Genomic DNA, 24,136 nt, shown 5'->3' with positions numbered 1-24,136 from the left:
GGGCGGAGAAGAACGACATTCGGGCCTTCGGCTTTCGCTTTTTCTTGTCTCAGCCGCGTTAGACACCATATCGAGACCACGACAGATTACGCTGCGTCCGATACGCATCCGGTCGCCAGGGAGCACGTTCTTGTTTGCCTTCGACAATACCTATGCCGGCCTGCCCGACCACTTTCACCGGCCCGCGAAGCCGGCGGCCGCGCGGGCGCCGAAACTCATCCGGTTCAATCATGCGCTTGCCGAAGAACTGGGTCTCGACATCGCCGGTGCAGATGACGAACGGCTGGCGCAGGTGTTTTCCGGCCAGGTGATCCCGGTCGGCGCCGCGCCGCTGGCGCAGGCCTATGCCGGCCATCAGTTCGGTCATTTCAATCCGCAGCTCGGCGACGGGCGGGCGCTGTTGCTCGGCGAAGTGGTATCGCCAACGGGCGCGCGTTTCGACATCCAGCTCAAGGGGTCCGGTCCCACGGCCTTTTCGCGTCGTGGCGACGGCATGGCAGCACTCGGGCCGGTGCTGCGCGAATACATCGTGTCCGAAGCCTTTGCAGCACTCGGCGTGCCGGCCACACGGGCGCTCGCCGCTGTCTCGACCGGCGAGCAGGTGGCGCGCGAGACGATGCTGCCGGGCGCCGTCTTTACCCGCGTCGCCGCAAGCCATATCCGCGTCGGCACGTTCCAGTTCTTCGCCGCGCAAGGCGACGAGGACGCGGTGCGGACGCTCGCCGATTACGTCATCGACCGGCATTATCCGGAAGCGCGGGCGGCCGAAAATCCCTACCTCGCCATGCTCACGCTGGTGGCAGAGCGCCAGGCGCGGCTCATTGCCCGCTGGCTGTCGATCGGCTTCATCCACGGCGTGATGAACACCGACAACATGGCGATCTCGGGCGAAACCATTGATTTCGGCCCCTGCGCCTTCCTCGACGAATACGATCCGCGCAAGGTGTTCTCCTCGATCGACGAGCGCGGCCGTTATGCCTATGCCAACCAGCCGGGCATCGGCCAGTGGAATATCGCACGGCTCGCCGAATGCCTCTTGCCGCTCCTCGACGCGGAGGAGGACAAGGCAATCGAGGCGGCAAACGGCGTGCTCAAGGATTTCGGCGATGTCTTCCAGGCCGCGTGGCTCGACGCCTTCCGCGCCAAGCTCGGTGTGACGGGTGAGGCGGAGGACGACCGGGCGCTGGTCAGCGATTTCCTCGAACTGCTGCATCAGGGGGGCGCGGATTTCACGCTCACTTTCCGCACGCTTTCCAAGGTCGCCGGTGGTGCTGCCGTCGAGACACTCACCACTCTTTTCAATTCGCCACTCGGGCTTTCCGACTGGCTGACGCGCTGGCGCGCCCGCATCGATGACGGTCGCACGGCGGCTGAACGGCAGGCGGCGATGGAGGCGGTCAATCCCGCGCTCATTTCTCGCAACCACCGCATCGAGGAGGCGATTGCCGCCGCCGTTTATGGCGACTTCTCCTTCTTCCATCGGCTGGTCGAGGCGCTGGCCACACCTTACGTCGAGGACACGGCGACAGCAGACCTGCGGCTGCCTCCGACCCCCGAGGAACGGGTCACGCGGACCTTCTGCGGGACCTGAGTTTCCCTATTCGGCGAACATCGCTGCCAGATCTTCGAGCAGGCCGGGTCCCGTCGGCTCCCAGCCGAGCGCTTCGCGGGTCCGGGCAGAGGAGGCCGGCATGTCGAGGTGGGCGAAGCCGCTCATTGCGCCGAGGAACTCTCCGGCCCGTTCCCGTGACACGGATTTCGCCGGAAGTCCGAGGCCGCGCGAAATCGCCTTGGCAATCTCGGAGAGGCTGATTTCTTCCTCGGCCACGGCGTGATAACGCGCCCCTCGATCGGCCTTCTCAATGGCGAGGCGGAACAGCCGCGCCGTGTCGGTCAGGTGGCATGCCGACCAGCGGGTCGATCCGTCTCCGACATAGACCGCGCACCCTTTCTGACGGGCAATGTCGATCAGATAGCTCACCAGTCCCTGCCGCTTCGTGTCGTGGATCTGCGACAGGCGCATCGTCGACAGGTTCACGCCCTTATCCAGCAGCTTTCGGCCCGCCAGTTCGGAGGCGATGCGCGGGTTGCCATGCTCGACGTCCAGGACGTCTTCCCTTGCCAACTGGCCGGAGGCGGCGATGCCCATGCCGATCCCCGAGGTGATCAGGATCGGACGGTCGGAGCCGGCGAATGCTTCGCCGAGGGCGGCAATGGCTGCGGCGTCCTTCTCGCAATTGGCGGCAAATCTGGAAAAGTCGTGGTCGAAGGCGAGGTGGATCACGGCATCAGCCTGTTCCGCGCCGTGCGTCAGGCTCTCGGGCTCTTCCAGCGTGCCGAGATGGGCCTCTGCACCTGCCGCCCGCAATTTTGCAGCCCCCTCTTCCGAGCGTGTCAGGCCGAGGACCTGGTGTCCGGCCGCGAGCAGCTCGGGAAGGACGGCGGAGCCGATGAAGCCGGTGGCGCCGGTAACGAAAATGCGCATGTCAATCTTCCTGCGTTGTTGATGCAGACAAGCAATGGCAGATTGTGTATCCTGTTAAAGTAGTGACTTTATCATGGTATAATACCTCTCAGGATCGGTGTCCGGCATGGCGGCAGCAACATTGGCGAGTTTCCTGCGCGACCGCAGAATCCGACTGGACCCGGCAACTTTCGGCCTTTCCGGACGTCGCCGCACACCGGGGCTGCGCCGCGAGGAGGTGGCTCAGCGGGCCAATATCAGCCCGACCTGGTACACCTGGCTGGAGCAGGGGCGCGGCGGGGCACCGTCGGCCGATGTGCTGAACCGGATTGCCCGTGCCATGCTGATGACCGAGGCGGAGCGCGAGCATATGTTCATGCTCGGTCTCGGGAGACCGCCCGAGGCGCGCTATACCTCGGTCGACGGCGTTAGTCGCCGCCTGCAGCGCTTCCTCGACCGTCTGGAAACCTGCCCCGCCGTGGTCAAGACGGCCACCTGGGATGTGGTGGCCTGGAATAGGGCCGCGACCGTCGTCCTGTCCGATTACGGCAAGCTGCCGCCGGGGCAGCGCAACATGCTGCGCTTCATATTCACCAATCCGGAGGTGCGGGCCAAACAGCACGACTGGGAAACGATCGCCCGCTTCTGTGTCGCCGCCTTTCGCGCCGATGCGGCACGGGCGGGTGCCATGTCGCAGACGACACAGCTGGTCGAGGAACTGTCGCAGGCAAGCCCCGAGTTCCGCCGCCTGTGGGGTGAAAACCAGATCAGCGTGCCGGGCGAGGGGGCGAAGCGCCTGAACCACCCGGTGCTTGGCACGATCGACCTCGAATTCTCCGCGTTCGCCGTCGACGGGCGCGTCGATCTCAACCTGATGGTCTACACGCCTGTTGATCCTGATGTGGCCGAGCATATCCGCCGTCTTGCGCAGGAGGCCTAGCCTTCGCGCCCCTGCGGGAGACACCGTCAGTTTTCGCCACGCGCTGTCGCGAAATTGTCCGAATGCAGGCGCCGAATGGCAAACCTTCACTGCCCCCGATTCTCCTTGCCTCCTCCGCTTGCGAGGGCGCCCCTTTCACAGAGCCCTTTTTATGCTGCGCTTTTTCGAGACGATCATCGTTCCCACGGCCCGCGAAACACCCGGCAATCCCCCGGAGGGTCTCCTGCGCTTCTACTGGTTCTTCGTGCGCCAGGCGAAGGGCCTGTTCATCGCGCTGATCTTCGCCAGCCTCCTGGTGGCGCTCGCCGATGCGGCGATCCCCGTTTTCATGGGCAAACTCGTCAAGGTACTGACCGCCACCACGCCCGACCGCGTCTTTGCCGACGGCGCCTCGCTGATCTTCGGGCTCATCCTGCTCGTGCTCGTCATCCGGCCGCTGGTCACCGCCCTGCAGGGTCTCGTGCTCAACCAGGCGATCGCGCCCGGTGTCACCAACATGGTGCGCTGGCAGAGCCATTGGCACGTCATCCGCCAGAACCTCTCCTTCTTCCAGAACGATTTCGCCGGGCGCATCGGCTCGCGGGTGCTGGAAATCGGCCATACGCTTCGAAGCTCCGTCGTTTCGGTCATCTCGGTCGTCTGGTATCTGGTGGCGCTCGGCGTCATCACCTCCGGCATCCTGGCGGCCGCCAGCTGGTGGCTGGTGCTGCCGGTGGCGCTCTGGACCCTCGCCTATGTCGGCTTTCTGATCGCCATCGTGCCGCAGATCCGCCGCGGCTCGAAGGCGATTGCCTATGCGCGGTCCGATTTCGTCGGCCGCATCGTCGACAGCTATACGAATATCATGACGGTCAAGCTCTTCGCTCGGCCGGAAGAGGAAGACCAGTTTGTTCGCGAGTCCGTCGACCAGCACACCGCCCGCATGATCACCCAGCATCGCTGGCTGTCGCTGTTTTCGCTCGGGCTGACGTTGCTCTCCGGCCTGCTGATCGCCGGTACCACCTGGATGGCGGTCAGCCTCTGGGCGCAAGGCGCGATCGGCATCGACATCGTCGCCATGGTGCTGCCGATGACGCTGCAGATCTCCGGCACCTCTGCCCGTGTCGCCCAGGAAATCACCCAGATTTCGGATCAGGTCGGCACCGTGCACGAGGCGATGGACACGATCGCCAAGCCGATCGGGCTCACCGACCCGTCGTCCGCCAAGCCGCTCAAGGTGACGAAGGGCGCCATCCGCTTCGACAACGTCTCCTTCCACTACGGCCGCAAGGGCGGGATCATCGAAAACCTCTCGCTCGACATCAAACCCGGTGAGCGCATCGGCCTCGTCGGACGTTCCGGCGCCGGCAAATCGACGCTGGTCAACCTGCTCCTGCGTTTCTACGACGTCGAGAGCGGCCGCATCACCATCGACGGCCAGGATGTGTCCCAGGCGACCCAGGCGAGCATCCGCCAGCATATTTCCGTCGTCACCCAGGACACCTCGCTTTTGCACCGCTCGATCCACGAGAACATCGCCTATGGCCGTCGCTCGGCCACCCGCGCCGAAGTGATCGAGGCGGCGCGGCAGGCGCATGCGGTGGAATTCATTGAGCAGCTCTCCGACTGGCACGGCCGCACCGGCTTCGACGCCCATGTCGGCGAACGCGGCGTCAAACTCTCCGGCGGCCAGCGCCAGCGTATCGCGATCGCCCGCGTCATCCTGAAGAACGCGCCGATCCTGATCCTCGACGAGGCGACGTCCGCGCTCGATTCGGAAGTCGAGCAGGCGATCCAGGCAAGCCTCGAAGACCTGATGCAGGACCGTACCGTCATCGCCATCGCCCACCGCCTCTCGACCATCGCCGCCATGGACCGCCTCCTCATTCTCGACCGGGGGCGCATCGTTGAGCAGGGGACACACGGCGAGCTGTTGGCGCTGGGCGGCCATTATGCCGGGCTCTGGGCGCGGCAGTCGGGTGGGTTTCTGGAGGCGGAGGGGTAAATTTATCCTGGTCGGAGGACTCAAAGTCCCCCTCTGTCCTGCCGGACATCTCCCCCACAAGGGGGGGAGAGCGTGGGGCAAGCGCTCGGCTTCACGCGCGAACGGTGACGCTGGGTTAAGCCCTCCCCCTTGTGGGGAGGGTTTGGGAGGGGACTTTGTCACAACTCACCACATAAAAAAAGGCGCCCCTCGCGAGGCGCCTTTCTCGTGTCTGACGACGTAAACCAATCAGATCGACGGCTGCAGCGTCATCGAGGTGCCGGTGGCGGCGATGTTGAGGCCGAGCTGGCCCGTCACGCTGACCGGCTGCAGGTGGATCGAGCCGGAGGTGCCGCCGAAGAGAACGTTGGCGCCAACGCCGGCGCCGACGGTGGCTTCAGCGGTCGCGCCGCCATAAAGGCCGCCGAGCGAACCCTTGTGATAGCCGGCGGTCGGGGCGAAGACGGCCCAGATGATGCGGCCCTTGGCGGTGTAGCCGAGGTCGACGCCGAACTTCTTGATGGAGCCGGAATAGGTGTCGAGCGGTTCACCGTCGATCACCGAGGTAAAGGCGCAGTCGGCCGTCTTGGCCGAACCGAGAACGTAGCCGAAGCCGGAACCGATCTGGCAGTCGAGATAACCGATGCGCACGCCGCCGACGCGGTCGCTTTCCTGGGCAACCGGGGCCGGTTCCGAATAGGTCATGTCGGCCGCATGGGTGGCGCCGGCAACAGCCAGCATAGGCAGGGCGGCAAGGCTGGCCGCGATCAGGGTCTTCATGGCAATTCTCCTTCCATGTTCTGCTGCCCGTCGGGGAGGTGGCCGTTATCGGCTTCTCGGGCAGCGTGGAACAACGTCTAAGCGCGAAGATTGATCCAACTGAGGCGCGAGATGGGCAGTAAAGTGGCGATCCACCCCAAATTAGCGATTTCTTGCCCTGCCTGCACGGGCGGCATGCCTCTTTGTCCGCACCGTGGCCGCATTCCGTCAAAAGCAGATGTCCCCCTTCGGGAACCTTAAGCCGTTGCCGCGCTTCTCCCCGACAGCCAAACCGGAGGATTGCCATGACGCTCACTTTGCCCGAACTCGCCCACAAGATGAAGAAGATCGATTTCTGCATGATGCTGACCCGATCCGCCGACGAGACGATTTCGGCGCGGCCGATGAGCAACAATGGCGAGGTCGATTACGACGGCGACAGCTACTTCTTTTCCTACACCGACACCGCCAAAGTCCGCGAACTGACCGCAGATCCGGCCGTGTCGCTGACCTTTACGGCCCCACCGAGCCTGCTCGGCAAACCCGGCATCTTCGTCGCCGTGAAGGGCCGCGGCAGCCTGATCGCCGACAAGGCGGTGTTTGAGGCGCATTGGAGCAAGGATCTCGACCGCTGGTTCCCTGATGGCATCGACACGCCCGGCATCATCCTGATCAAGGTGCATGCCGACAGCATCACCTACTGGGACGGCGAGGACAACGGCACGGTCCCAGTCTGACGGGCGGTCGGGCGGGCCTTTGCTGCAAAAGCGGCATACGGTGCATGCATCCAACAGAGAGGGGCGTCGGTCATCGCCGGCGCCCTTTTTCGTTCCGGGCGCGACATGGGCGACCGCGCTTCTGCCGCGAACCGGCTTATGACGGCAGGTGACCGGAGCGTGGACAGGGGTCGTGGGGATCTTGCAGAATGTCGCAGACAGGCTGCAAATGTCTCGGGCCTGCTCTTAAGATCGCGGGCAGAACATCCACTCCCAGATATCAGGGCATCGTAAAGACCATGGCAGAGTTTCCGTCCAAGGCAAAAGTCGTCATCATCGGGTTGGGGGGCATTGTCGGCGCCTCCATCGCCCATCACCTGATCGAGCGCGGCTGGGACGACATCGTCGGCATCGACAAGTCGGGCATCCCGACCGATATCGGCTCGACGGCGCATGCGTCGGACTTCTGTTACACCACGTCCCACGACTATCTCTCGGTCTGGACCACTCAGTATTCCATCGATTTCTACGAGAAGATGGGCCACTACGCCCGCATCGGCGGGTTGGAAGTCGCTCGCACCGGCGACGACACCTGGATGGAAGAGATCAAGCGCAAGCTGTCGTCTGCCCGCGCCTTCGGCACCCGCGCCCATTACGTCTCCCCCGCCGAAATCAAGAAGCTCTTCCCGCTGATCGAGGAAGATCAGGTCATGGGCGGGATGTTCGATCCGGATGCTGGCCTCGTCGTGCCCCGCTCCCAGACCGTTGCCGGCAAGCTCGTCGATGCGGCTGAAAAGTCCGGCAAGCTTCAGATGTTTGGCAATACGCCGGCCAAGTCCCTCATCGTCGAGGGTGGCCGCATCAAGGGCGTCGTCACCCATCGCGGCACGATCATGGCCGATCACGTTATCGTCTGCGCCGGTCTCTGGGGCCGCCTGATCGCCGAAATGGTCGGCGAAGACCTGCCCGTCATGCCGGTCGACCATCCGTTGACCTTCTTCGGTCCGTATAACGAGTTCGAAGGCACCGGCAAGGAAATCGGCTATCCGCTGCTGCGCGACCAGGGCAATTCCGCCTATATGCGCGACACCGGAGACCCGAAGACCACCGAAGGCGGCCAGATCGAATGGGGTTACTACGAGCAGCACAATCCGCGCATGTGCCATCCGCGCGAGCTGCTCGAAAAGCACGAGGCACGCCTGTCGCCCTCGCAGCGCGACCTCGACATGGAGCAGATCCTCGAGCCGCTCGAGCGCGCCATGGAGCTCACCCCGATCCTCGGCGAACTCGGCTATAACGAGAGCCATAGCTTCAACGGCCTGCTGCAGGTCTCCGCTGCCGGCGGCCCGTCCTGCGGCGAAAGCCAGAAGGTGCGCGGCCTGTGGTATTGCGTCGCCATCTGGGTCAAGGACGGCCCCGGCTACGGCAAGCTGATCGCCGACTGGATGACCGACGGCCGCACGGAAATCGATCATTCCTCGATCGATTATTCCCGCTTCTACCCGCACCAGCTGGAAGAGAAGTTCATCGAAGGCCGCTGCTACGAGGCCGCCCAGAAGATCTATTTCCCCGCCGTGCACACCCGCGAACCCTATGCTTCCGGTCGTGGCGTCAAGCGTTCGCCGATGTATGAGCGCGAAGTCGAACTCGGCGGCTATTTCATGGAGCTTGGCGGCTGGGAGCGTGCGCATGGCTACGCCGCCAACGAGCACCTGCTGGAGAAATATGGCGACCGCGTGCCGGTTCGTGAAAACGAATGGGATAACAGGCACTTCTGGCGTGTTTCGAATGCCGAACATCTGGCGATGAGCGAGGATTGCGGCATCGTCAACCTCAGCCACTTCCACATGGTCGACATCGAAGGTCCTGACCATGTCGAGCTGCTCGAATGGCTTTGCGCCGCGAAGATCGGCGGTGACGCGAATATCGGCAAGGGCATCTACACCCACTTCCTCGACGACGAGGGCATGGTGCGCGCCGACTTCACCGTCTTCCGCATGGCCGACCGCTGCCGCCTGGTGAACGGCGCCGATGCCGGCCCGCGCGACCTCTATTACATGAAGCGCGTCGCCCAGGATCGCGGCCTTGATGTCACGATCACCGATACGTCGGAAAAATACATCACCATCGGCATCTGGGGCCCGAACGCCCGCGTGACGCTGAAAAAGGCGGTCGCTGACCCAGCCGGCCTCGACCCCGAAAACTTCCCCTTCGCCGCGATCAAGCAGATCGAAATCGCCGGCAAGTCCGTCACCGCCTTCCGCATTTCCTATGTCGGCGAGCAGGGCTGGGAACTGCACATGAAATACGAAGACGGCCTTGCCGTCTGGGATGCCCTTCGTGCGACAGGCGTGATGGCCTTCGGCGTCGAGACCTATGCCAACTCCCGCCGCATGGAAAAGAGCCTGCGCCTGCAGAACGCCGACCTCCTGACCCAGTACAATCTGATCGAGGCGGATCTTGCCCGCCCGAAGGTCAAGGAAGCCGATTTTCGCGGCAAGGCCAAGCATCTCGAATACAAGGCCCGCGACAAGCAGCCCGCCATGCTCTGCACGCTTGTGATGACCGATAATGTCGACAAGTCGGGTGTCGCCCGCTACCCCGTCGGCTCCATGCCGGTCGTCGACCCGGCCACCGGTGAAGTCCTGATCGACAGCCTCGGCCGTCGCTCCTACACCACATCGGTCGCCTTCGGCCCGACCATCGGCAAGAACATCGCGCTCGCCTATCTGCCGGCGGACTATTGCGAGGTGGGGCGGAAGCTGACCGTGGAATATTTTGCCGAATCGTTCCCGGTCGAGGTCGCAGCGGTGGGGTATAAGCCGCTGTATGATCCGGAGAATTTGAAGCCGCGCAGCTGAGGGCAGGGCCTCCCCATCGTCTTGCTCGGGCTTGTCCCGAGCATCTACAACGGTTCGATTTCATTCACGTCGTAGATCCTCGGCAGAGGGCCGAGGATGACGCGAAGCAAGAGTGAAGCGGTTTGTCATCAAGCTGAACCCGTCGGTCGTGAGGCCGGCGGGTTTTTTGGGTTCAAGCGTATCAACGCGCCCGTCTTGATATCGTGATTAGATGTAGCTACATTTAATCATGAAGATCATCTGGGATGAGCCCAAACGGCGCGCCAACCTGGAAAAGCACGGCTTCGACTTCGCCGACGTCAGCGAACTCGATTGGGAGAATGCCGTTGTCGAAGACGGCAGGCCGGATTCGGATGGCCGGCAACGGCTAAAAGCGATCGGATATTTCCGCGACGGAACGGCTGCGGTGGTCTTCGCCCTTCTCGGATCGGAAGCCATATCGATCATCAGCTTTCGTCCGGCAAGCGACAAGGAAACAAGGAGGCTTCCATGGCCACCAAAGGCAAGACACTGAACACGTTCGAGGCCGGACGCGGTTATGATCGCGAGGACTGGGATGCTGTCGAGTTCCCGGAACTCAGCGACGAAGAACTGGCGAGAATGCGCCCCGCCCAGGAGGTCTTGCCGCCAGCCTTCTTCAAGGCCATGGAGGACCACCGCCGCTCCCGCGGGCGTCCAGCCGTGGCGCATCCGAAAAAGCAGATTACGCTGAGGCTCGATGAAGACGTCATCGCCAAATTCCGCGAAACCGGCAAGGGCTGGCAGGGGCGCCTGAATGCGGCGCTGCGCAAGGCGGTCGGGATTTGAGGGGGAAGTGGCCGCGATGTTTAACCTCCCCCATGCGAGGGAGGACGGAAAATCGAAGGCTTAGGCGAGCGCAAGCGGCCTAAACTTCAGATTTCCCCGGAGAGGGGCGCAGTTCCGTAGGCATTCACCTCACCAAGCCCCCTCTTGCGAAATCTGAGGTTTGGCCCTGATCGGTTGCTCCTGAATGCTTGTGTTTGGATCCTCGGGTCAAGCCCGAGGATGACGGAATGTGGGGGGGCGACCGGTATCCTCCTCTACCGCTTCCATCGCACAAGGCGTGAGGAGAATACCATCTCTTACTCCAAGAAGGTCGTCATCCTCGGGCTTGACCCGAGGATCCAAACACAAGCGCACCAACGCCAGACACCCCGCCAGAGCGACCCAAATTGCCGAAAAGAGGGGATGAATTCCAAACATTTCCCAACAAAATCAAACCCCGACATGTTTTTTCATCCCCGCCCATTTTTCCGCTCGTAGACTTGTCGCTGTCCCGCCCTCGGATACACCTGACGATGCGATGTCAGGCGAGGCGGGGCCGGCGCCGGGGCCGAGCACTCTCGCAGGTGCCAATCCCCGGCCCGCTGCAACGGTCTCCCTCCGGACGTGGGGCTGGATACGAAGGTGACGGGGTCGGATGCCTCTTCACTGGATACCCCGATCGGAAGGACGTGCCTCAGAGGCACACAGACAAGGTGCCCGTGCCGTCGCGAAGATCCCAGACGGCGGGGCGAAACAAACGGCGGGGATGAGGACCGAGGTCGAAAATGACCAGGATCGCATCCCCCGGGCGAGGGTCCCGGTCGGAATGGTGCACCATCCGGCGGGAACCTCCCGGGCCACCGGCCAGGCTGAAGCGTCATCTCACGGTGATGCGGGCGCCGGACCCTACGCCCGGTCGAACGTCGGACGGATCGAAGGATCGTCACGACGCCCGTCGCCGCCTTGCCAGAGAGACGCATGCAGCGGGACAAAACGCCGAACGAGGCGCCGGAAGGAGCCACATAAAATACTTAGACAGGTTGCTTCTGGCGCCTCGTCCGAGACAAGTTTCACCGACCCGGAGGGAGAGATCCCGACCGGCGGCGACGCTTGGGGTTTTTGACAGTTTCCGTATGCCGCCAGCCACGCGCCGCGAGATTGCCGCCACGCTGGCAGATCCTCGGGACATCCTCGGGTTAAACCCGAGGACGAGGATGACGATTGCGTAGAGGAAGGGTATCCTCCGCAAGCGTCGCAACACTCTGAAACGCCGGCGGGGGACACTGTGCCCACCCCACATGCCGTCATCCTCGGGCTTTGTCGCGAGGATCTGCCGAGGGTTCAATCCGCAGGTGGGTGATGGTGGACGACAGCCCCCACCTGCCGCCAAGCCTCAGATTCGCAGCCGGGCGGCTCTGTCAGGATCTTGCCATGCAACATTGCCCCCTCCCGTGAAATCTCAGGCTTTGACCCTTTTCGGGCCGGTTCCTCTCACGGACTTTGCTCGGGTTCGCGTTCAGGCCGCCGTTCGCAGAGTTCCATCCACCGGTTCGATGTGAGGCCTGCCTTCGGCCACCGCTCCGAAGCCCCCGCATGAAGCCCCCTAGGAGAGACAGGCTCGTGGATACATCAACCCGCCCCCTCAAACCGCCGCAGCCAGCCTTGCCTGCAGGCGGTGCGGCGCCGGCATCTCCGTCGGCTGCTTTTCCCGGACCATGGCTTCGAAATCGCTGCCGGGGATCGGTCGGCCGAAGAGCCAGCCCTGGAAGAGGTGGCAGCCGATGTCGCGGAGGTAGGCGTGCTGGGAAGGCGTTTCGACGCCTTCGGCGACGATCTGCAGCTCGAGATCGTGTGCGATCGAGGCGATGGAGCGGACGAGGGCGGCGCCGCGGTCGCTTTCGGTCAGGCCTGCAACGAAGCTGCGGTCGATCTTCAGCTCGCGGACCGGCAGGCGGCGCAAATAGGCGAGCGAGGAATAGCCCGTCCCGAAGTCGTCGAGCGAGAAGGTCACGCCCGTGCGCTTGAGGACTTCCATCTTTTCAGCCACGGGATCGAGGCCGGCGAGCAGGACGTTTTCGGTCAGTTCGAGGCGCAGGCGCGCCGGGTTGACGGCATGGGTGGCGAGCAGCTGGTTCACCGTCGTGATGAAATCGCTCTCGTTGAACTGGCTGGCGCTGACATTGACCGACAGTGTGAGCGCGCTCAGCGCCGGCTCGGCCTTCCAGCGGGCGAGCGTGCGGCCGGCCTCTTCCAAGACCCAGGCGCCGAGAACCGGCATGAGGCCCATCTCCTCGGCCACGGGGACGAAGTCGGCGGGCGAAACCGTGCCGCGCGTGGGATGGTGCCAGCGCAACAGAGCTTCGGCGCCGGCGATCCTGCCGTCGCGGTCGATCTGGGGCTGGTAGGCCAGAGAGAGTTCGTTGCGGCGCAGGGCGCCGAGCAGTTCGCGGGCAAGGCCACGGGGCGCGGACAGGCGGCGCTGCAGGGCGTAGACGGTGGCCGTGAACAGGATCGCGGCGAGCGTCGGATTGACCCAGACGCCGACGGCGCGCAGATCCTGCGGAATGGGATCGGCAAAGGGCGAGACAGTGTTGGAGGCGTGCAGGAAGACAAAGCCCGCAAGGGTCGCGGCAATTACCATCGCCTGACCGGGCGCCGGCCGGCGCAGATAGTTGATGTAGCCCATCATCGCCAGCACCGGCAGGAACAGGTGCGAGACGCGCGGATACTTTGGATCCGGCACGTCGAAGAGCAGGCAGAAACCGATGATGAACACCAGGAAGGCGACCTGGGCCACGAGCAGGAAGAGATCGAGTTTGCCGGCTGTGACGAGGGCGAAACATAGGAGGGCGACGACGGCGGGGAAGAGTTCGGCGATCGCCATCATTCCGTGGCCGTGGACGGCGAAGATCACGGACCAGAGCGTGGAGAAAAAGGCGACGGCCAGCGTCATCGCCTGGTAGGCGACGATCACCCGTCGCTGCCGCCTGTCTATACTGCTCTCTGTCTCCATCGGCCTTCCGCTGGCGTCGCAAGCGCTTTGGATCGCGTGCCCGATCCTCGCTCACCAGGTTTCCACAGCCTTCCCTGTTATCATGGTGAGCTTAAGGAAAGGCTGTGGCCCATGATTAACAGGGAGTTTCGGGCGGGCGGGCAAGGACAGGCCAGGAGGGAGTGGTTCGGCGGCGCGTTTGCTGAAGGAGGCGTGGGCGAAACGATGACGGGCGGCCGCGGCTGTTGCCGTCGACCGCCCGAAGCGGACCGTCAGGTCCTTCCTCCCCCCGGAGAACTCTCAGCTCGAAAGTCTCAGCCTGCTTTGGCGACTTTCATCACTTCAGGGTCGTAAACCCGGCCGAAGCGATTGGCAAGGAAAGCTGGGAGGTCAATTTCTTCCTGGCGAACGAATCCGGCCTGGGGCAGGGTGCCGTCGGCCAGCAGATCCAGCACCGTGCAGATGCCGGCGGCGGTGGTGATCTGGATGGCGCTCATCTTTTTGCCCGCGACGACGCCGGCATAGACCTTGTTGGCATAGGTTTCCTGCAGGTAACGGCCATCCTTCCAGCCGCAGACGGTGACGAAGATCACGACGACGTCCTGCATGGTGGCGGGCAGCGCGTTTTCGAAGAGATCCTTCAGCACATCGCGGCGGTTCTTCAGGTTGAAGTCGTTGAGCAGCGCCTTGATGATCGCCTGGTGGCCGGGATAGCGGATGGTGCGGTAGTTCATCGTGCGCACGCGGCCTTCGAGCGTCTTTGCCAGCGTGCCCAAGCCGCCCGAGGTGTTGAAGGCTTCGTAGGTGACGCCGTCGAGCGAAAATTCCTCGCGCTCTTCCATGGCCGGCACGACCGCCAGCTTGCCTTCGACGATCGCCTCGCAGGGCTCGATGTATTCGTTGATCAACCCGTCGGTCGACCAGGTCAGATTGTAGTTCAGGGCATTGGACGGATATTGCGGCAGGGCGCCGACGCGCATGCGCACCGTGTCCAGCGTGTCGAAGTGTTTCGTGAGATCGTTTGCGACGATCGAGATGAAGCCGGGGGCGAGGCCGCACTGGGGGATGAAGGCGGAGCGGGCGCCGCGGGCGAGTTCTTCCACCTTACGGGTGGTCGCGACATCTTCCGTCAGGTCCAGATAATGGGTCGCGGTGCGGGCGGCACTTTCGGCAATCGCACCGGTCAGGTGGAAGGGGGCGGCCGAGAGGACGGCGAACTGGCCGGTGAGGGCTGCATCGAGCGCGGCGGCATCGGAGATATCAAGTTCGCGGGTCGAGACGGCCGGATGGGCATCGATCTTCGCCAACTGCTCGGTGCTGCGGTCCGCGACGGTGACCTTGTAGTCGCCGGTTTCGGCCAGCATGCGCGCAATTGCACCGCCAATCTTGCCCGCGCCGATGATGGTGATGTTCTTCATGGTTTGCCCCTCGCATGCTGGACGCCCGCTCAAGGCAGACGTGTTGTCATTGATCAATTCAGTCTGGCTGCGGGTGATGTCGATTCCAAGTGACGATCTGTTCATTTTGAAGTATGATAATGGGCAGATAGACGAATGGATTTTTCAAAATGCAGGTATCAGACAAGGACAGGGAGCTGCTGGCTCTGCTGTCGGAAAACGCCCGGATGCCGGTCGCCGAACTCGCGCGGCGGCTCGATCTGTCCCGCACGACCGTGCAGGCCAGGCTCGAGCGTCTTGAGAGCCAGGGGGTCATCGCCGGATATCAGGTGCGGCTCTCGGATGCCTATCAGAGCGGGCTGATCCGGGCGCACGTGATGATCACGATCGCCCCCAAGGCACTGTCGGCGGTCACGGGAGAACTGAACGCGATCCGCGAGGTGCAAGCCCTCTATTCGGTCAACGGTCCCTATGACCTGATTGCCATCGTTGCCGCGCCGTCGATCTCCGAACTCGACCGCCTGATCGACCGCATCGGCGAACTGTCCGGCGTGGAGCGGACGCTGTCCTCGATCATCCTGTCGACGCGCATTGCGCGCTGAAAAACTCGGAAAAAGTGTTAAAGGTATGGCTGTTTTTAGAGAGAATTAAGCAACCTTATGTTGATGTAGGTTATTCTGATATTCATCGGGGGGGTGACATGAGGGTGGTGACGGCATTCCTGGTTTCCTGTGTCCTTTGGCCAGCGACGGTGGCGGCCGCTCCTGTCAACCATAAGGATGCCGCCCATCCCGTCGTCTCGGGCACGTCGACCTGGGTGACACGTCAGGGGTCCGTGATGGTGCTGGACATCGGGCGCGATGGAGTGGTCCGGGGTTATTTCGTCAACAATGCGCCGGGCAAGGGATGTCGTGGTATTCCCTACGACCTCAACGGGCGAATGGTCGGCGAGACGATCGCCTTTCGCGTTGGCTGGCGCAACGGCGTTGCGGATTGCCTGACGGAGACGCAGTGGCGAGGACATCTCCAGCCGTCGCGCAATGGCGGTCTGGAGATTGTGACGACATGGCAACGAATCTCCACCCTGGCGCCTGTTGGAAAGCGCCGGGAAGTCCCGCAGCAGGGGACCGATCACTTCACACTGCAGGTCGGAACCGGATCGCAGGCCTATCTCGAGAATTAGGTTTCTCGGCAATTCCCTAAATAGCGGCTCACCTGTCAGGCTGCCGCCAGTTCAGCCCGTGCCAGTGCCCGCTCCAGGGCGGCGACGCAGATCTCGTCGTGATGGCGACCGGCGCCTTCCCAGAGGATCGACAGGGCCTTTTCCACAGGCATGGCGGTGCGGTAGGGCCGGTCGGCGGTCAGCGCGTCGAAGACATCGGCGGTTGCGACGATGCGGGTTTCGAAGGAGATCTGGTCGCTTTTCAAGCCGCGGGGATAGCCGGAGCCATCCAGTTTTTCGTGATGGGCGCCGCCGATGACCGCCAGATCGGCAAAGGCTGCGATGCGCGAGAGGATGGTTTCGGAGAACTCGGCGTGCCGCTTCATCTGCGCCCATTCCTCACCGTCGAGCCGGCCCGGCTTGTCGAGCACGCTGTTGGAGACGCCGAGCTTGCCGATGTCGTGCAGCAAAGCCGCGCGCTTCAGCTTTCGACGCTCCGGCAGCGCCATCCGAAGCTCTTCGGCGATCATGTCGGTAAAGAGCGCCACACGGTCACTGTGGCCGGATGTGTAGGGGCTCTTGGCGTCGATGACACGGGCGAAGCCTGCGGCGATATCGTCGAGATAGTCCTCGTCCGCCATCAAGGTCTGGCGGCCCGGTTCGAGCGCCAGCACATAGGCTTCCAGATTTTCTGCGCCGAGTTCGGCAAAGAAAACCGCGGTGGCGATCCTTTCGAAAACTGCGACGAGCTCCGGATCGAACCAGGTCCCCGCACGCTTCTTCACCTCCGCAAGGGCAGCCTCCGGCCCCTGATGGACAAAGAAGACATCGATCACCTGTGCCAAAAGAGCGATGCGGGCGAAGAGGTGGATTTCCTGACCTTTCAAGCCCTGCGGCTTGCCGCCTCCGTCAACATGTTCATCGAGATCCAGGATGCCTTGCGCCACCTCTTCGGAAAAGCGCATCTGCCGGGCGATCTCGGCGCCGCGCTGGCAGCGGGTCTGGATGAGGGTCGTCGAGATCTCGCCGCCATTCTTGAAGATGTTCAGGATGCCGCGAAAGCGTTCGGCAAGGCCGGCTTCCATGCCGGTGTGAGAGAGGACGAATTTCAGGATCTGCGGGAAGGAGCCGTCGACAAGCTTGAAATCCCGTTTGAACTTGAGGTCGTCGGCGAGATAGAGCTCGCAAATGCGGGCGGCATTGGACGAGCAGCCAAGATCCTTGAGGAGCAGCGTATAGTAGAGATCGCGCAGCGCCGTCTCGCTGAGCCCCAGCGCCTTGCCGATGCGCGTGCCGATGAAGCAGCAGCGAACGCAATGACCGACGGGTTGGCCTTCGGTCATGTCGAGTGCATGGCTGAGGGCTTCGATGAGTTCTGCGAGCCGGATTGTCTGGGGCATGGTTTCTCCTGAGAGGAGAAAGCTAATGCGCTTATATTAAGAAGCCGTGTTGAAAGGGGGTCGTCTCGGCAAACGTCAACCTCCTGTTCATCGCTTCCATGCTTGTCTTTTTCCCGCATTGTCTTAAGCCATGAGACGCACTATGTGCGGATAAGCCAAACCAACGAGGACTGTCCCCTGTGATGAACGAAGACGAAGACGACAAGAGCAAGGAACTGCCGATCGGCAAGGAAACGGAAGCGAACCTCTTCAAGTCGCGTTCGATCTTCATCTATGGCGGCATCACCATGGAGCTGGCGCAGAAGGTCTGCACGCAGCTCGTCGCGCTCGCTGCCGCATCGGATGAAGACATCCGCGTGTTCGTCTGCTCGCCGGGCGGCCATGTGGAAGCCGGTGACGCGATCCACGACATGATCAAGTTCATCAAGCCAAAGGTCTGGATCATCGCGACCGGCTGGGCCGCCTCTGCCGGCTCGCTGATCTTCGTGGCCGTTCCGAAGGAGCGCCGTCTGGCCCTGCCGAACACCCGCTTCCTGATGCACCAGCCGTCCGGCGGCACGCGCGGCATGGCGTCCGACATCGAGATCCAGGCCCGCGAAATCATCAAGATGAACCAGCGCCTGATCAAGATCTATTCGAAGGCCACCGGCCAGTCGGAAGAGAAGATCGCCAAGGATATCGACCGCGACTACTGGCTGTCGGCTGAAGATGCCGTCACCTATGGTCTCGTCGGCAAGATCATCGAGAGCCACGCCGATATCGGCTGACGCCTCTTATATCGAGATACAGAAAAGCCGCCGGAGCGATCCGGCGGCTTTTATCGTTCTGAGGCTTAGCGTCAGATAAGGGGGCAGCCGCGGCGGTTGGCGAAGCGGATGCGTTCGGGACCACGGCGGGTGAAGCCTTCCACGGTCACACTGCGGTCGGTCATGCGCACAACCTGCGGGCGGCGCAGGCCTTCATCGAGCGCGGCGGCGCGGGCTTCGCGGGCGCTGCAGCCGCGATCACGGTCGCGCTCGCGAATGACCGGACGGATGCCATTCGGTCCGATGCGAAGTTCGACATCCTGGGCCGAGGCCGGCGCGACGAAGGCTGAGCCCGTGACGAGGATCGCCAGGGCGAGGGCGGATTTCATGATGGACATGGGGCTCTCCTGCATTCTGTTGCACAGGAATGCCGCAGCCCAAGAAAGGTTCCTGACGTGTCATGCGCTTTCACGGCAGGTCAAAACGTTTGACCACCAGATTTATGCCAGAGGATTGGCCGGGGAGGTCACCCAGATGCTAGCGCCTTCTCCAGCACCGAGAAGATGCGCGGATCGATACACTGCGCGACATTGAAGCGCATCTTGTCAGGCGCGCTTTGCGTGACCGAGAAGACATTGCCGGGGGCGAGGACGACGCCTTCGGCGAGCGCCAGGCGCGCGACCTCCGTCGCATCGCGCCCCTCCGGTAGGTCGCACCAGAGGAACAGGCCACCGCGCGGCTCGATCCAGGGCGTGATGCCGAGGCGGGCGAGGCGCTTGCGGGTTTCGGCCATGGCGGCGGCGAGCCGGCTGCGCAAGCCCTGCAGGTGGCGGCGGTAACTGCCGTCCTTCAGCACCGAGAGCACGAGTTCCGCCGAGAGTGCCGGGCCGGAAAAGGAAGAGGCGATCTTGAGATCGGTCAGGCCCTCGATCCAGTCCGGCCGCGCGGCGATGTAGCCGATGCGGGCGGCGGCCGAGAGCGTCTTGGAGAAGCTGCCGACATGGATGACGCGCTGCAGGCCATCGAGCGCGGCGAGGCGGGGTGCCGGGTGTTGTTCGAAATCGGCAAAGATATCGTCTTCGACGACCGTGAGGTCGGCGCTTTCTGCGATCTTCATCAGCCGATGGGCCGTGGCCGGGGCGAGCACCGCCCCTGTCGGGTTGTGAAAGGCGCAATTCGTGACATAGAGGCGGGGACGATGTGTGGCGACAGCTTCTGCAAAGGCATCGAGATCCGGGCCTGAGGGCGTGAACGGAATGCCAACGATTTTTGCCCGGTGGGCGCGCAGCAGCGCCAGAAAATTGAAATAGCAGGGGTCGTCGACCAGCACTGTGTCGCCGGGCTCGAGGAGGAAGCGGCAGACGAGGTCGATGGCCTGGGTGCCGCTTTCCACAAGCAGAACCTGCGATGGTGTGGTATCGATGCCGTTTTCTGCCATGCGCCGGACGAGATGCTGGCGCAGTGGCACGTGGCCCAGCGGCGTGCCGTAGTCCACAAGCCGGCTGGCGTCGCCGCGGGCGAGGCTGCGCAATCCCCGGCGCAGGTCCTCCTCAGGCATCCAGTCGGCCGGCATCCAGCCACAGCCGGGCTTGAGATGGTCCGCAGGCGCCTCGAGCGCCTGACGGGTCACCCAGAAGGGGTCAATGGCGCGGTCGAGCCGGGGGGCAAGATCCGACAGGACGAGCGGGGTCAGGGGCGTCAGCACATAGAAGCCCGAGCCGGCCCGAGCCTCAATGACACCCTCTGCCGCGAGGCGCTCATAGGCTTCCACCATCGTGGACGGCGACACGCCGAAAAGCTCCGCCCCCTTGCGGATGGACGGGAGCTTTGCGCCGGGGCCGAGGCTGCGGGTGGCAATGCGCGCGCGGATCGCGGTGATGACCCCGGCGGTGCGGCCGGCACCGGCCGGCTGCTCGGTTCCGCCTGCCAAGGAAATCGCGGTTGGCGCGGAGCTGGGTCCCGTGCGGGCGTCCATGTGTATGGCTTTCGTGATCAGTACAGTTTGGTGAAACTGTATCGGTCTGTTTCTGCCAAGTCGAGTGGTTTGTCGGTAGTGTCCGAAACCTGCGGTCCCGTTTCATCACGGAATGTCCGCGCGGAAGTGTTTCAACGACAGGATTGCAGTGGCATGGCGAAGGTGGTGAATGACGGGATCATCGGGGATCAAGGCGTGACGGAAAGGGGGCGTGCGGACAAGGTGACCCGGGGATATGTGAACGGGGCGCTGGGCATGCTGATCTTCTCGGCCTCATTGCCGGCGACGCGGGTTGCCGTGCAGGGTTTCGATCCCGTGTTCCTTACGACGGCGCGCGCCGCGATCGCAGGTTTGCTGGCGCTTGCCGTGGTGTTTGCCCTCAAGACGGCGCGGCCAGCGCGGGCGGACCTTGTTTCACTCGTGGTCATCGCGCTTGGGGTGGTCGTCGGCTTTCCGCTGCTCACCGCCTTTGCGCTCCAGCACATCACCTCTGCGCAGTCGTTGGTCTTTATCGGGCTCCTGCCGTTGTCGACGGCGGTGTTCGGCGTGCTGCGCGGAGCGGAGCGGCCGAAGCCGGTGTTCTGGATTTTCTCGCTCGCCGGCAGCCTTGTGGTCGTCGGCTTTGCCCTGACGCATGGAGGGCCTGCTTCGCTGATCGGTGATCTCCTGATGATCGCCGCCATTCTCGTCTGCGGGCTCGGTTATGCCGAGGGCGGTCGGCTGACGCGACAGATGGGCGGCTTTGCCGTCATCGCCTGGGCGCTCGTGTTGTCGCTGCCGGTCATGCTTGTTCTTTCCGTCGTGCTTCGCCCCGAGACGGTTGCGCATGTGACGAGCGGGCAATGGTTCGGGCTTGCCTATGTCTCGCTGTTTTCGATGCTGATCGGCTTCGTCTTCTGGTATCGCGGGCTGGCGCTGGGCGGTATTGCCGCCGTTGGGCAATTGCAGCTGCTGCAGCCGTTCTTCGGGCTGATGCTGGCGGCTTTTCTGCTGGGTGAACCGGTCAGCTGGAGCATGGGCGCTGCGATGCTCGCGGTGGTTGGCTGCGTGGCGGGCGCGCGGCGCTACGGGCGGTAGGGGCCGTGCGCGCCGCTGATCATTTCCATTCGTGGAGTTTCGCGCCGATAAGGGGGCGGTCCGTGACCAGAGGCAGGCGGGCGCCGTCCTGCGCCGCATAAGCCAAGGCATCGGCTTCGTCGTTGAAGCCGATGAAGATCATCGACAGCGATTTCGTCTTCGGTGCGCCCTTCTTGCGGCAGGAGAGTTTCACCGCGCAATGGGGAAAGGCTTCGTCCAGCACGGCGCCTTGCGGCAGCGCATCTGCGAGCGCCAGATGGGTCTTGAGGCCGAGGAAGCGGTCGATGGCAGCAAAGGCGGTCGCCTCGGGCAGCTGTTTGTTCTCGGAAGAGCCCGGCGCGCGGCCCCAGAAGAGGCTATCGACCAGCCCCTTCGCCCGTTTCGACTTCACCACCACGAGGCCGCCGGCGGCGACCAGTTCCAGATGGAGATCCCAGGTCTGGAACAGCTCCGGTTTGTCCCGCAGTTCCGCAAGGAGGGGGCGGAGGGCGGCGGTGAGGTCGGTGTAAAAGGCTGGGGGCATCGGGTCTCGATTCCAGGTGATCGCGTGCGCGCTCCTAGCATGACGGCGGCGGGGTGGATAGCGGCCGGCTTGGCCTTCGACTGGGAACCGGAGTTCGGCACCTTGCCGGACATGACCAGTCCTGAGCCTCCGGGTTTTTACGCCCGCTTTGCCGCAGGGGAGGTGGGCTGCAGACGTGCCCGCAACTTGGAAAGCGACATGGGTTTGCCGATGAGATAGCCCTGGAGCAGTTCGCAGCCGGCGTCGCGGGCGAAATCCGCCTGCTCGGCCGTTTCGATGCCTTCCGCCGTGACGGGGATATCGAGGGCTGCGGCCAGCTGGATGGTTGCGCGCAGGATGGCGTCGTTGCCGCCGGTGATCAGCGAGCGGTCGATCTTGACCTTGTCGAAGCCGAACTGTCTCAGCGTGCCGATGCTGGCATGGCCGGTGCCGAAGTCATCCATGGCGAAGCGCACGCCGATGGCATGAAGCGCGGTGATCGAGCGTCTCGCCCGGTCTGGCCTGGAGATGAAGACGCCTTCCGTGACCTCGAGAATGAGGCGGCCGGGATTGAAATCCTGCCGCGACAGCAGATCCTTCATCTCCTCGGCGAAATTCGGGTTGCACAATTGCAGCGGGGAGACGTTGAGGGAGAGATCGAGCTCGGGCCATTCGGCCACGGCGCGAAGGGCGGTCTCGAAGACGTTCTGCGACAGCTGATCGATGAGGCCGGATCGCTCCGCAAGCGGGATGAACACTTCCGGGCTGACCGGGCCGGTCGGCGGGTTCCACCGGGCCAGCGCCTCGACACCGGTGATCTTTCCCGTGGCGGCGGAGGTGAGCGGCTGGAAAACGACCTCGATCTCGTTTCTGGCGATGGCGGCCTTCAGGCGCTGTTCGGCCTCAACGAGGCTTTCCCGCTCGTGGTCGAGTTCGACGCTGTAGGCTGCCGTCTGTCCCCGGCCGCCTTCCTTGGCGCGGTAGAGAGCGACATCGGCCCGGCGGACGACTTCCAGCGGGGCGGTGTCTTCAGGGAGGCTGGTGAAGCCGACACTGGCGCCGACCTCGACGGTGCGTCCGTCGATGGCGAAGGGCTGTCTCAGGAGATGGACGATGCGGGCGCCTACCACCTGGGGGTCGACATCCTCGGGCTGGATGAGAGCGAATTCGTCGCCCCCCATGCGGGCGATGGCAAAGACGCGCTCGTGCACGGTGCCGAGCGTTTCCCCGACGCGCCGGATGAGCTTGTCGCCCACCGCATGGCCCCAGGCATCGTTGACCGCCTTGAAGCCGTCGAGATCGACGAGATGGACGATGCTGCCTGCCGGTGCTGCGGCGATCGCCTGGATGAAGCCGGCGCGGTTGAGCAGGCCGGTCAGCTGGTCATGGGTCGCCTCCCGCGTCGCTTCGGCCGCGCGCGCGCTTTCGCGCCGCAGCTCGGTGCGGGAAATGTCGATGACCACCAGCAGAAACACGAGGAACAGCGCGGCCAGGACGACCAGTTGCGGGAAAACCCGCTCATAGACGGCGGTGCCGGGGTCGAGCTTCGGCCAGGTGAGATGGGCGAGCGCCCGGCCATTGGCGTCGTTCAGGGGGTAATCGAGCTGGCCGGGAACACGCTCGGTGCCGAGGGCGAGGCCCTTGACCTGAAAATCGTCGGCGATGGTGGCGATGTAGTCCGCCGTCAGGCTCTTGAAGAAGGTGAGGGTGTGAGGAGGGCTCTGCGGCTTGCCGAGATAGGGCTGGATCGCCAGTGTGGTGACCATGGTGACGCGGTCGCCGAGGACGAAGAAGCCGACATGGGCGCTGGTCGAGGGATTGCTTGAGGCCTCAAGAGACTGCTGCACGAAATCCTGACCAAGGGCTGCCGGCGCATCGAAGGTTTCGCCCTTCAGATAACCCGCCACCTGGTGTCCGTTGGAATCCATCACCACGACACCGTCATAGAGCGGATAGTCGGCGCTGGTCGTGCCCCAGTTGTCGTTGATCCAGGCCTCGCTTTCGGCGGATCCGACCGCGGCATAGGCATCGTCCCAGATGGCGTTGTCGCGCACGGTGACGGCCATCCGCTTCTTGATCGAGGACACGGCAGAGGCGACGGCATCCAGCGAGCGGTTCTCATCGATGCTGTTTGCCGCATCCCGCATGGTGACGACGACATTGATCGACAGCGCCGCGATCGCCATGAGGATCGCCAGCACGCTGATTGCGGCCAACACGACCTGGCGTGCCTGGCGGGCCCGCGGAATACCAATTGCCATCGTGACGACCAAACTTTCGGGTGATGATTGCATGTCCGAAAGGGACGGCAGGAGACCTCATGTCCGCGAACGCGCTGCAGGGTTTTCTTTATCAGGAAATGCTTTCGGAATGGTGTCGGTTGGGGTGTGGGATTT

General features: G+C 63.5%; 20 protein-coding genes. 11 read left to right on the top strand and 9 right to left on the bottom strand.

The annotated features are described in order from the left end of the window. The first annotated feature begins 91 nt into the window (after nucleotides 1-91). Nucleotides 92-1,591, top strand: coding sequence for a protein adenylyltransferase SelO (locus ACT53S_RS10055; RefSeq protein ID WP_476067464.1), 1,500 nt, complete (start codon nucleotides 92-94; stop codon nucleotides 1,589-1,591). Nucleotides 1,592-1,597: 6 nt separating this feature from the next. Here the strand turns inward: ACT53S_RS10055 and ACT53S_RS10050 are convergent, their stop codons facing one another. Next, entirely contained in the window at nucleotides 1,598-2,485 is an 888-nt protein-coding gene (locus ACT53S_RS10050) for an SDR family oxidoreductase (RefSeq protein WP_476066869.1), read from the bottom strand. Between the two features lie 106 nt (nucleotides 2,486-2,591). Here ACT53S_RS10050 and ACT53S_RS10045 point away from each other — a divergent pair, with 106 nt between their 5' ends. Both ACT53S_RS10045 and ACT53S_RS10040 read left to right on the top strand, forming a co-directional pair. After that, a complete protein-coding gene (locus ACT53S_RS10045; protein ID WP_476066868.1) occupies nucleotides 2,592-3,404 on the top strand; it encodes a helix-turn-helix transcriptional regulator in 813 nt (270 codons plus the stop codon). A 151-nt stretch (nucleotides 3,405-3,555) separates the two neighbouring features. After that, nucleotides 3,556-5,388, top strand: coding sequence for an ABC transporter ATP-binding protein (locus ACT53S_RS10040; protein WP_476066867.1), 1,833 nt, complete (start codon nucleotides 3,556-3,558; stop codon nucleotides 5,386-5,388). 228 nt (nucleotides 5,389-5,616) lie between these two features. On the opposite strand, the gene ACT53S_RS10035 is transcribed toward ACT53S_RS10040, so the two are convergent. Further along, the gene (locus tag ACT53S_RS10035) at nucleotides 5,617-6,147 is read right to left on the bottom strand and encodes a DUF992 domain-containing protein (RefSeq protein WP_113375297.1); all 531 of its coding nucleotides are present in this window, start codon (nucleotides 6,145-6,147) and stop codon (nucleotides 5,617-5,619) included. Nucleotides 6,148-6,431: 284 nt separating this feature from the next. Between ACT53S_RS10035 and ACT53S_RS10030 the strand changes: the two genes are divergently transcribed. From ACT53S_RS10030 to ACT53S_RS10015, 4 genes are all read left to right on the top strand, one after another. After that, nucleotides 6,432-6,863 (top strand): pyridoxamine 5'-phosphate oxidase family protein, encoded by a 432-nt coding sequence (locus tag ACT53S_RS10030; RefSeq protein ID WP_476066866.1) that lies wholly within the window; start codon nucleotides 6,432-6,434, stop codon nucleotides 6,861-6,863. A 278-nt stretch (nucleotides 6,864-7,141) separates the two neighbouring features. Beyond that, nucleotides 7,142-9,703 (top strand): GcvT family protein, encoded by a 2,562-nt coding sequence (locus ACT53S_RS10025; RefSeq protein WP_476066865.1) that lies wholly within the window; start codon nucleotides 7,142-7,144, stop codon nucleotides 9,701-9,703. Between the two features lie 229 nt (nucleotides 9,704-9,932). Continuing rightward, the gene (locus tag ACT53S_RS10020; protein WP_476066864.1) at nucleotides 9,933-10,217 is read left to right on the top strand and encodes a BrnT family toxin; all 285 of its coding nucleotides are present in this window, start codon (nucleotides 9,933-9,935) and stop codon (nucleotides 10,215-10,217) included. Next, the gene (locus ACT53S_RS10015) at nucleotides 10,193-10,510 is read left to right on the top strand and encodes a BrnA antitoxin family protein (RefSeq protein ID WP_142067842.1); all 318 of its coding nucleotides are present in this window, start codon (nucleotides 10,193-10,195) and stop codon (nucleotides 10,508-10,510) included. Before ACT53S_RS10020 ends, ACT53S_RS10015 begins: the two co-directional genes overlap by 25 nt. Before the next feature lie 1,621 nt (nucleotides 10,511-12,131). Here ACT53S_RS10015 and ACT53S_RS10010 read toward each other — a convergent pair. Together ACT53S_RS10010 and ACT53S_RS10005 are read right to left on the bottom strand one after the other, a co-directional pair. After that, nucleotides 12,132-13,502, bottom strand: coding sequence for a putative bifunctional diguanylate cyclase/phosphodiesterase (locus ACT53S_RS10010; RefSeq protein ID WP_476066863.1), 1,371 nt, complete (start codon nucleotides 13,500-13,502; stop codon nucleotides 12,132-12,134). Between the two features lie 293 nt (nucleotides 13,503-13,795). Further along, the gene (locus ACT53S_RS10005; RefSeq protein WP_476066862.1) at nucleotides 13,796-14,899 is read right to left on the bottom strand and encodes a saccharopine dehydrogenase family protein; all 1,104 of its coding nucleotides are present in this window, start codon (nucleotides 14,897-14,899) and stop codon (nucleotides 13,796-13,798) included. A gap of 149 nt (nucleotides 14,900-15,048) precedes the next feature. Here ACT53S_RS10005 and ACT53S_RS10000 point away from each other — a divergent pair, with 149 nt between their 5' ends. After that, nucleotides 15,049-15,480 carry an Lrp/AsnC family transcriptional regulator gene (locus ACT53S_RS10000; protein ID WP_113375302.1) on the top strand — a complete coding sequence of 144 codons (432 nt, stop codon included), beginning with the start codon at nucleotides 15,049-15,051 and terminating at the stop codon, nucleotides 15,478-15,480. A gap of 98 nt (nucleotides 15,481-15,578) precedes the next feature. Then, complete coding sequence (locus ACT53S_RS09995) at nucleotides 15,579-16,061, top strand: avidin/streptavidin family protein (protein ID WP_142067849.1); 483 nt, start codon at nucleotides 15,579-15,581, stop codon at nucleotides 16,059-16,061. A 35-nt stretch (nucleotides 16,062-16,096) separates the two neighbouring features. Here ACT53S_RS09995 and ACT53S_RS09990 read toward each other — a convergent pair whose 3' ends face one another. Beyond that, on the bottom strand, nucleotides 16,097-17,440 hold the full coding sequence (locus tag ACT53S_RS09990) for an HD-GYP domain-containing protein (RefSeq protein WP_476066861.1): 1,344 nt from the start codon (nucleotides 17,438-17,440) through the stop codon (nucleotides 16,097-16,099). Nucleotides 17,441-17,622: 182 nt separating this feature from the next. On the opposite strand from ACT53S_RS09990, the gene ACT53S_RS09985 reads away from it, so the two are divergent. Further along, complete coding sequence (locus tag ACT53S_RS09985) at nucleotides 17,623-18,207, top strand: ATP-dependent Clp protease proteolytic subunit (RefSeq protein ID WP_142067851.1); 585 nt, start codon at nucleotides 17,623-17,625, stop codon at nucleotides 18,205-18,207. Nucleotides 18,208-18,278: 71 nt separating this feature from the next. Here ACT53S_RS09985 and ACT53S_RS09980 read toward each other — a convergent pair whose 3' ends face one another. Both ACT53S_RS09980 and ACT53S_RS09975 read right to left on the bottom strand, forming a co-directional pair. Next, nucleotides 18,279-18,575, bottom strand: a complete 297-nt coding sequence (locus ACT53S_RS09980; RefSeq protein WP_174238509.1) for a hypothetical protein — start codon at nucleotides 18,573-18,575, stop codon at nucleotides 18,279-18,281. A 137-nt stretch (nucleotides 18,576-18,712) separates the two neighbouring features. After that, complete coding sequence (locus ACT53S_RS09975; protein ID WP_476066860.1) at nucleotides 18,713-20,161, bottom strand: aminotransferase-like domain-containing protein; 1,449 nt, start codon at nucleotides 20,159-20,161, stop codon at nucleotides 18,713-18,715. 153 nt (nucleotides 20,162-20,314) lie between these two features. On the opposite strand from ACT53S_RS09975, the gene ACT53S_RS09970 reads away from it, so the two are divergent. Next, nucleotides 20,315-21,238: a DMT family transporter gene (locus ACT53S_RS09970; protein WP_476066859.1), complete on the top strand. Its 924-nt coding sequence runs from the start codon at nucleotides 20,315-20,317 to the stop codon at nucleotides 21,236-21,238. A 19-nt stretch (nucleotides 21,239-21,257) separates the two neighbouring features. Here the strand turns inward: ACT53S_RS09970 and ACT53S_RS09965 are convergent, their stop codons facing one another. Both ACT53S_RS09965 and ACT53S_RS09960 read right to left on the bottom strand, forming a co-directional pair. Then, nucleotides 21,258-21,761 (bottom strand): hypothetical protein, encoded by a 504-nt coding sequence (locus tag ACT53S_RS09965; RefSeq protein ID WP_476066858.1) that lies wholly within the window; start codon nucleotides 21,759-21,761, stop codon nucleotides 21,258-21,260. Between the two features lie 137 nt (nucleotides 21,762-21,898). Further along, a complete protein-coding gene (locus ACT53S_RS09960) occupies nucleotides 21,899-24,001 on the bottom strand; it encodes a bifunctional diguanylate cyclase/phosphodiesterase (protein ID WP_476066857.1) in 2,103 nt (700 codons plus the stop codon). Between the last annotated feature and the right edge of the window lie 135 nt (nucleotides 24,002-24,136).

It is taken from the genome of Allorhizobium sp. DMC15, assembly GCF_056314065.1.
Note: the sequence above shows the minus strand (reverse complement) of the source record. Positions and strands in the feature narration are given on the sequence as shown.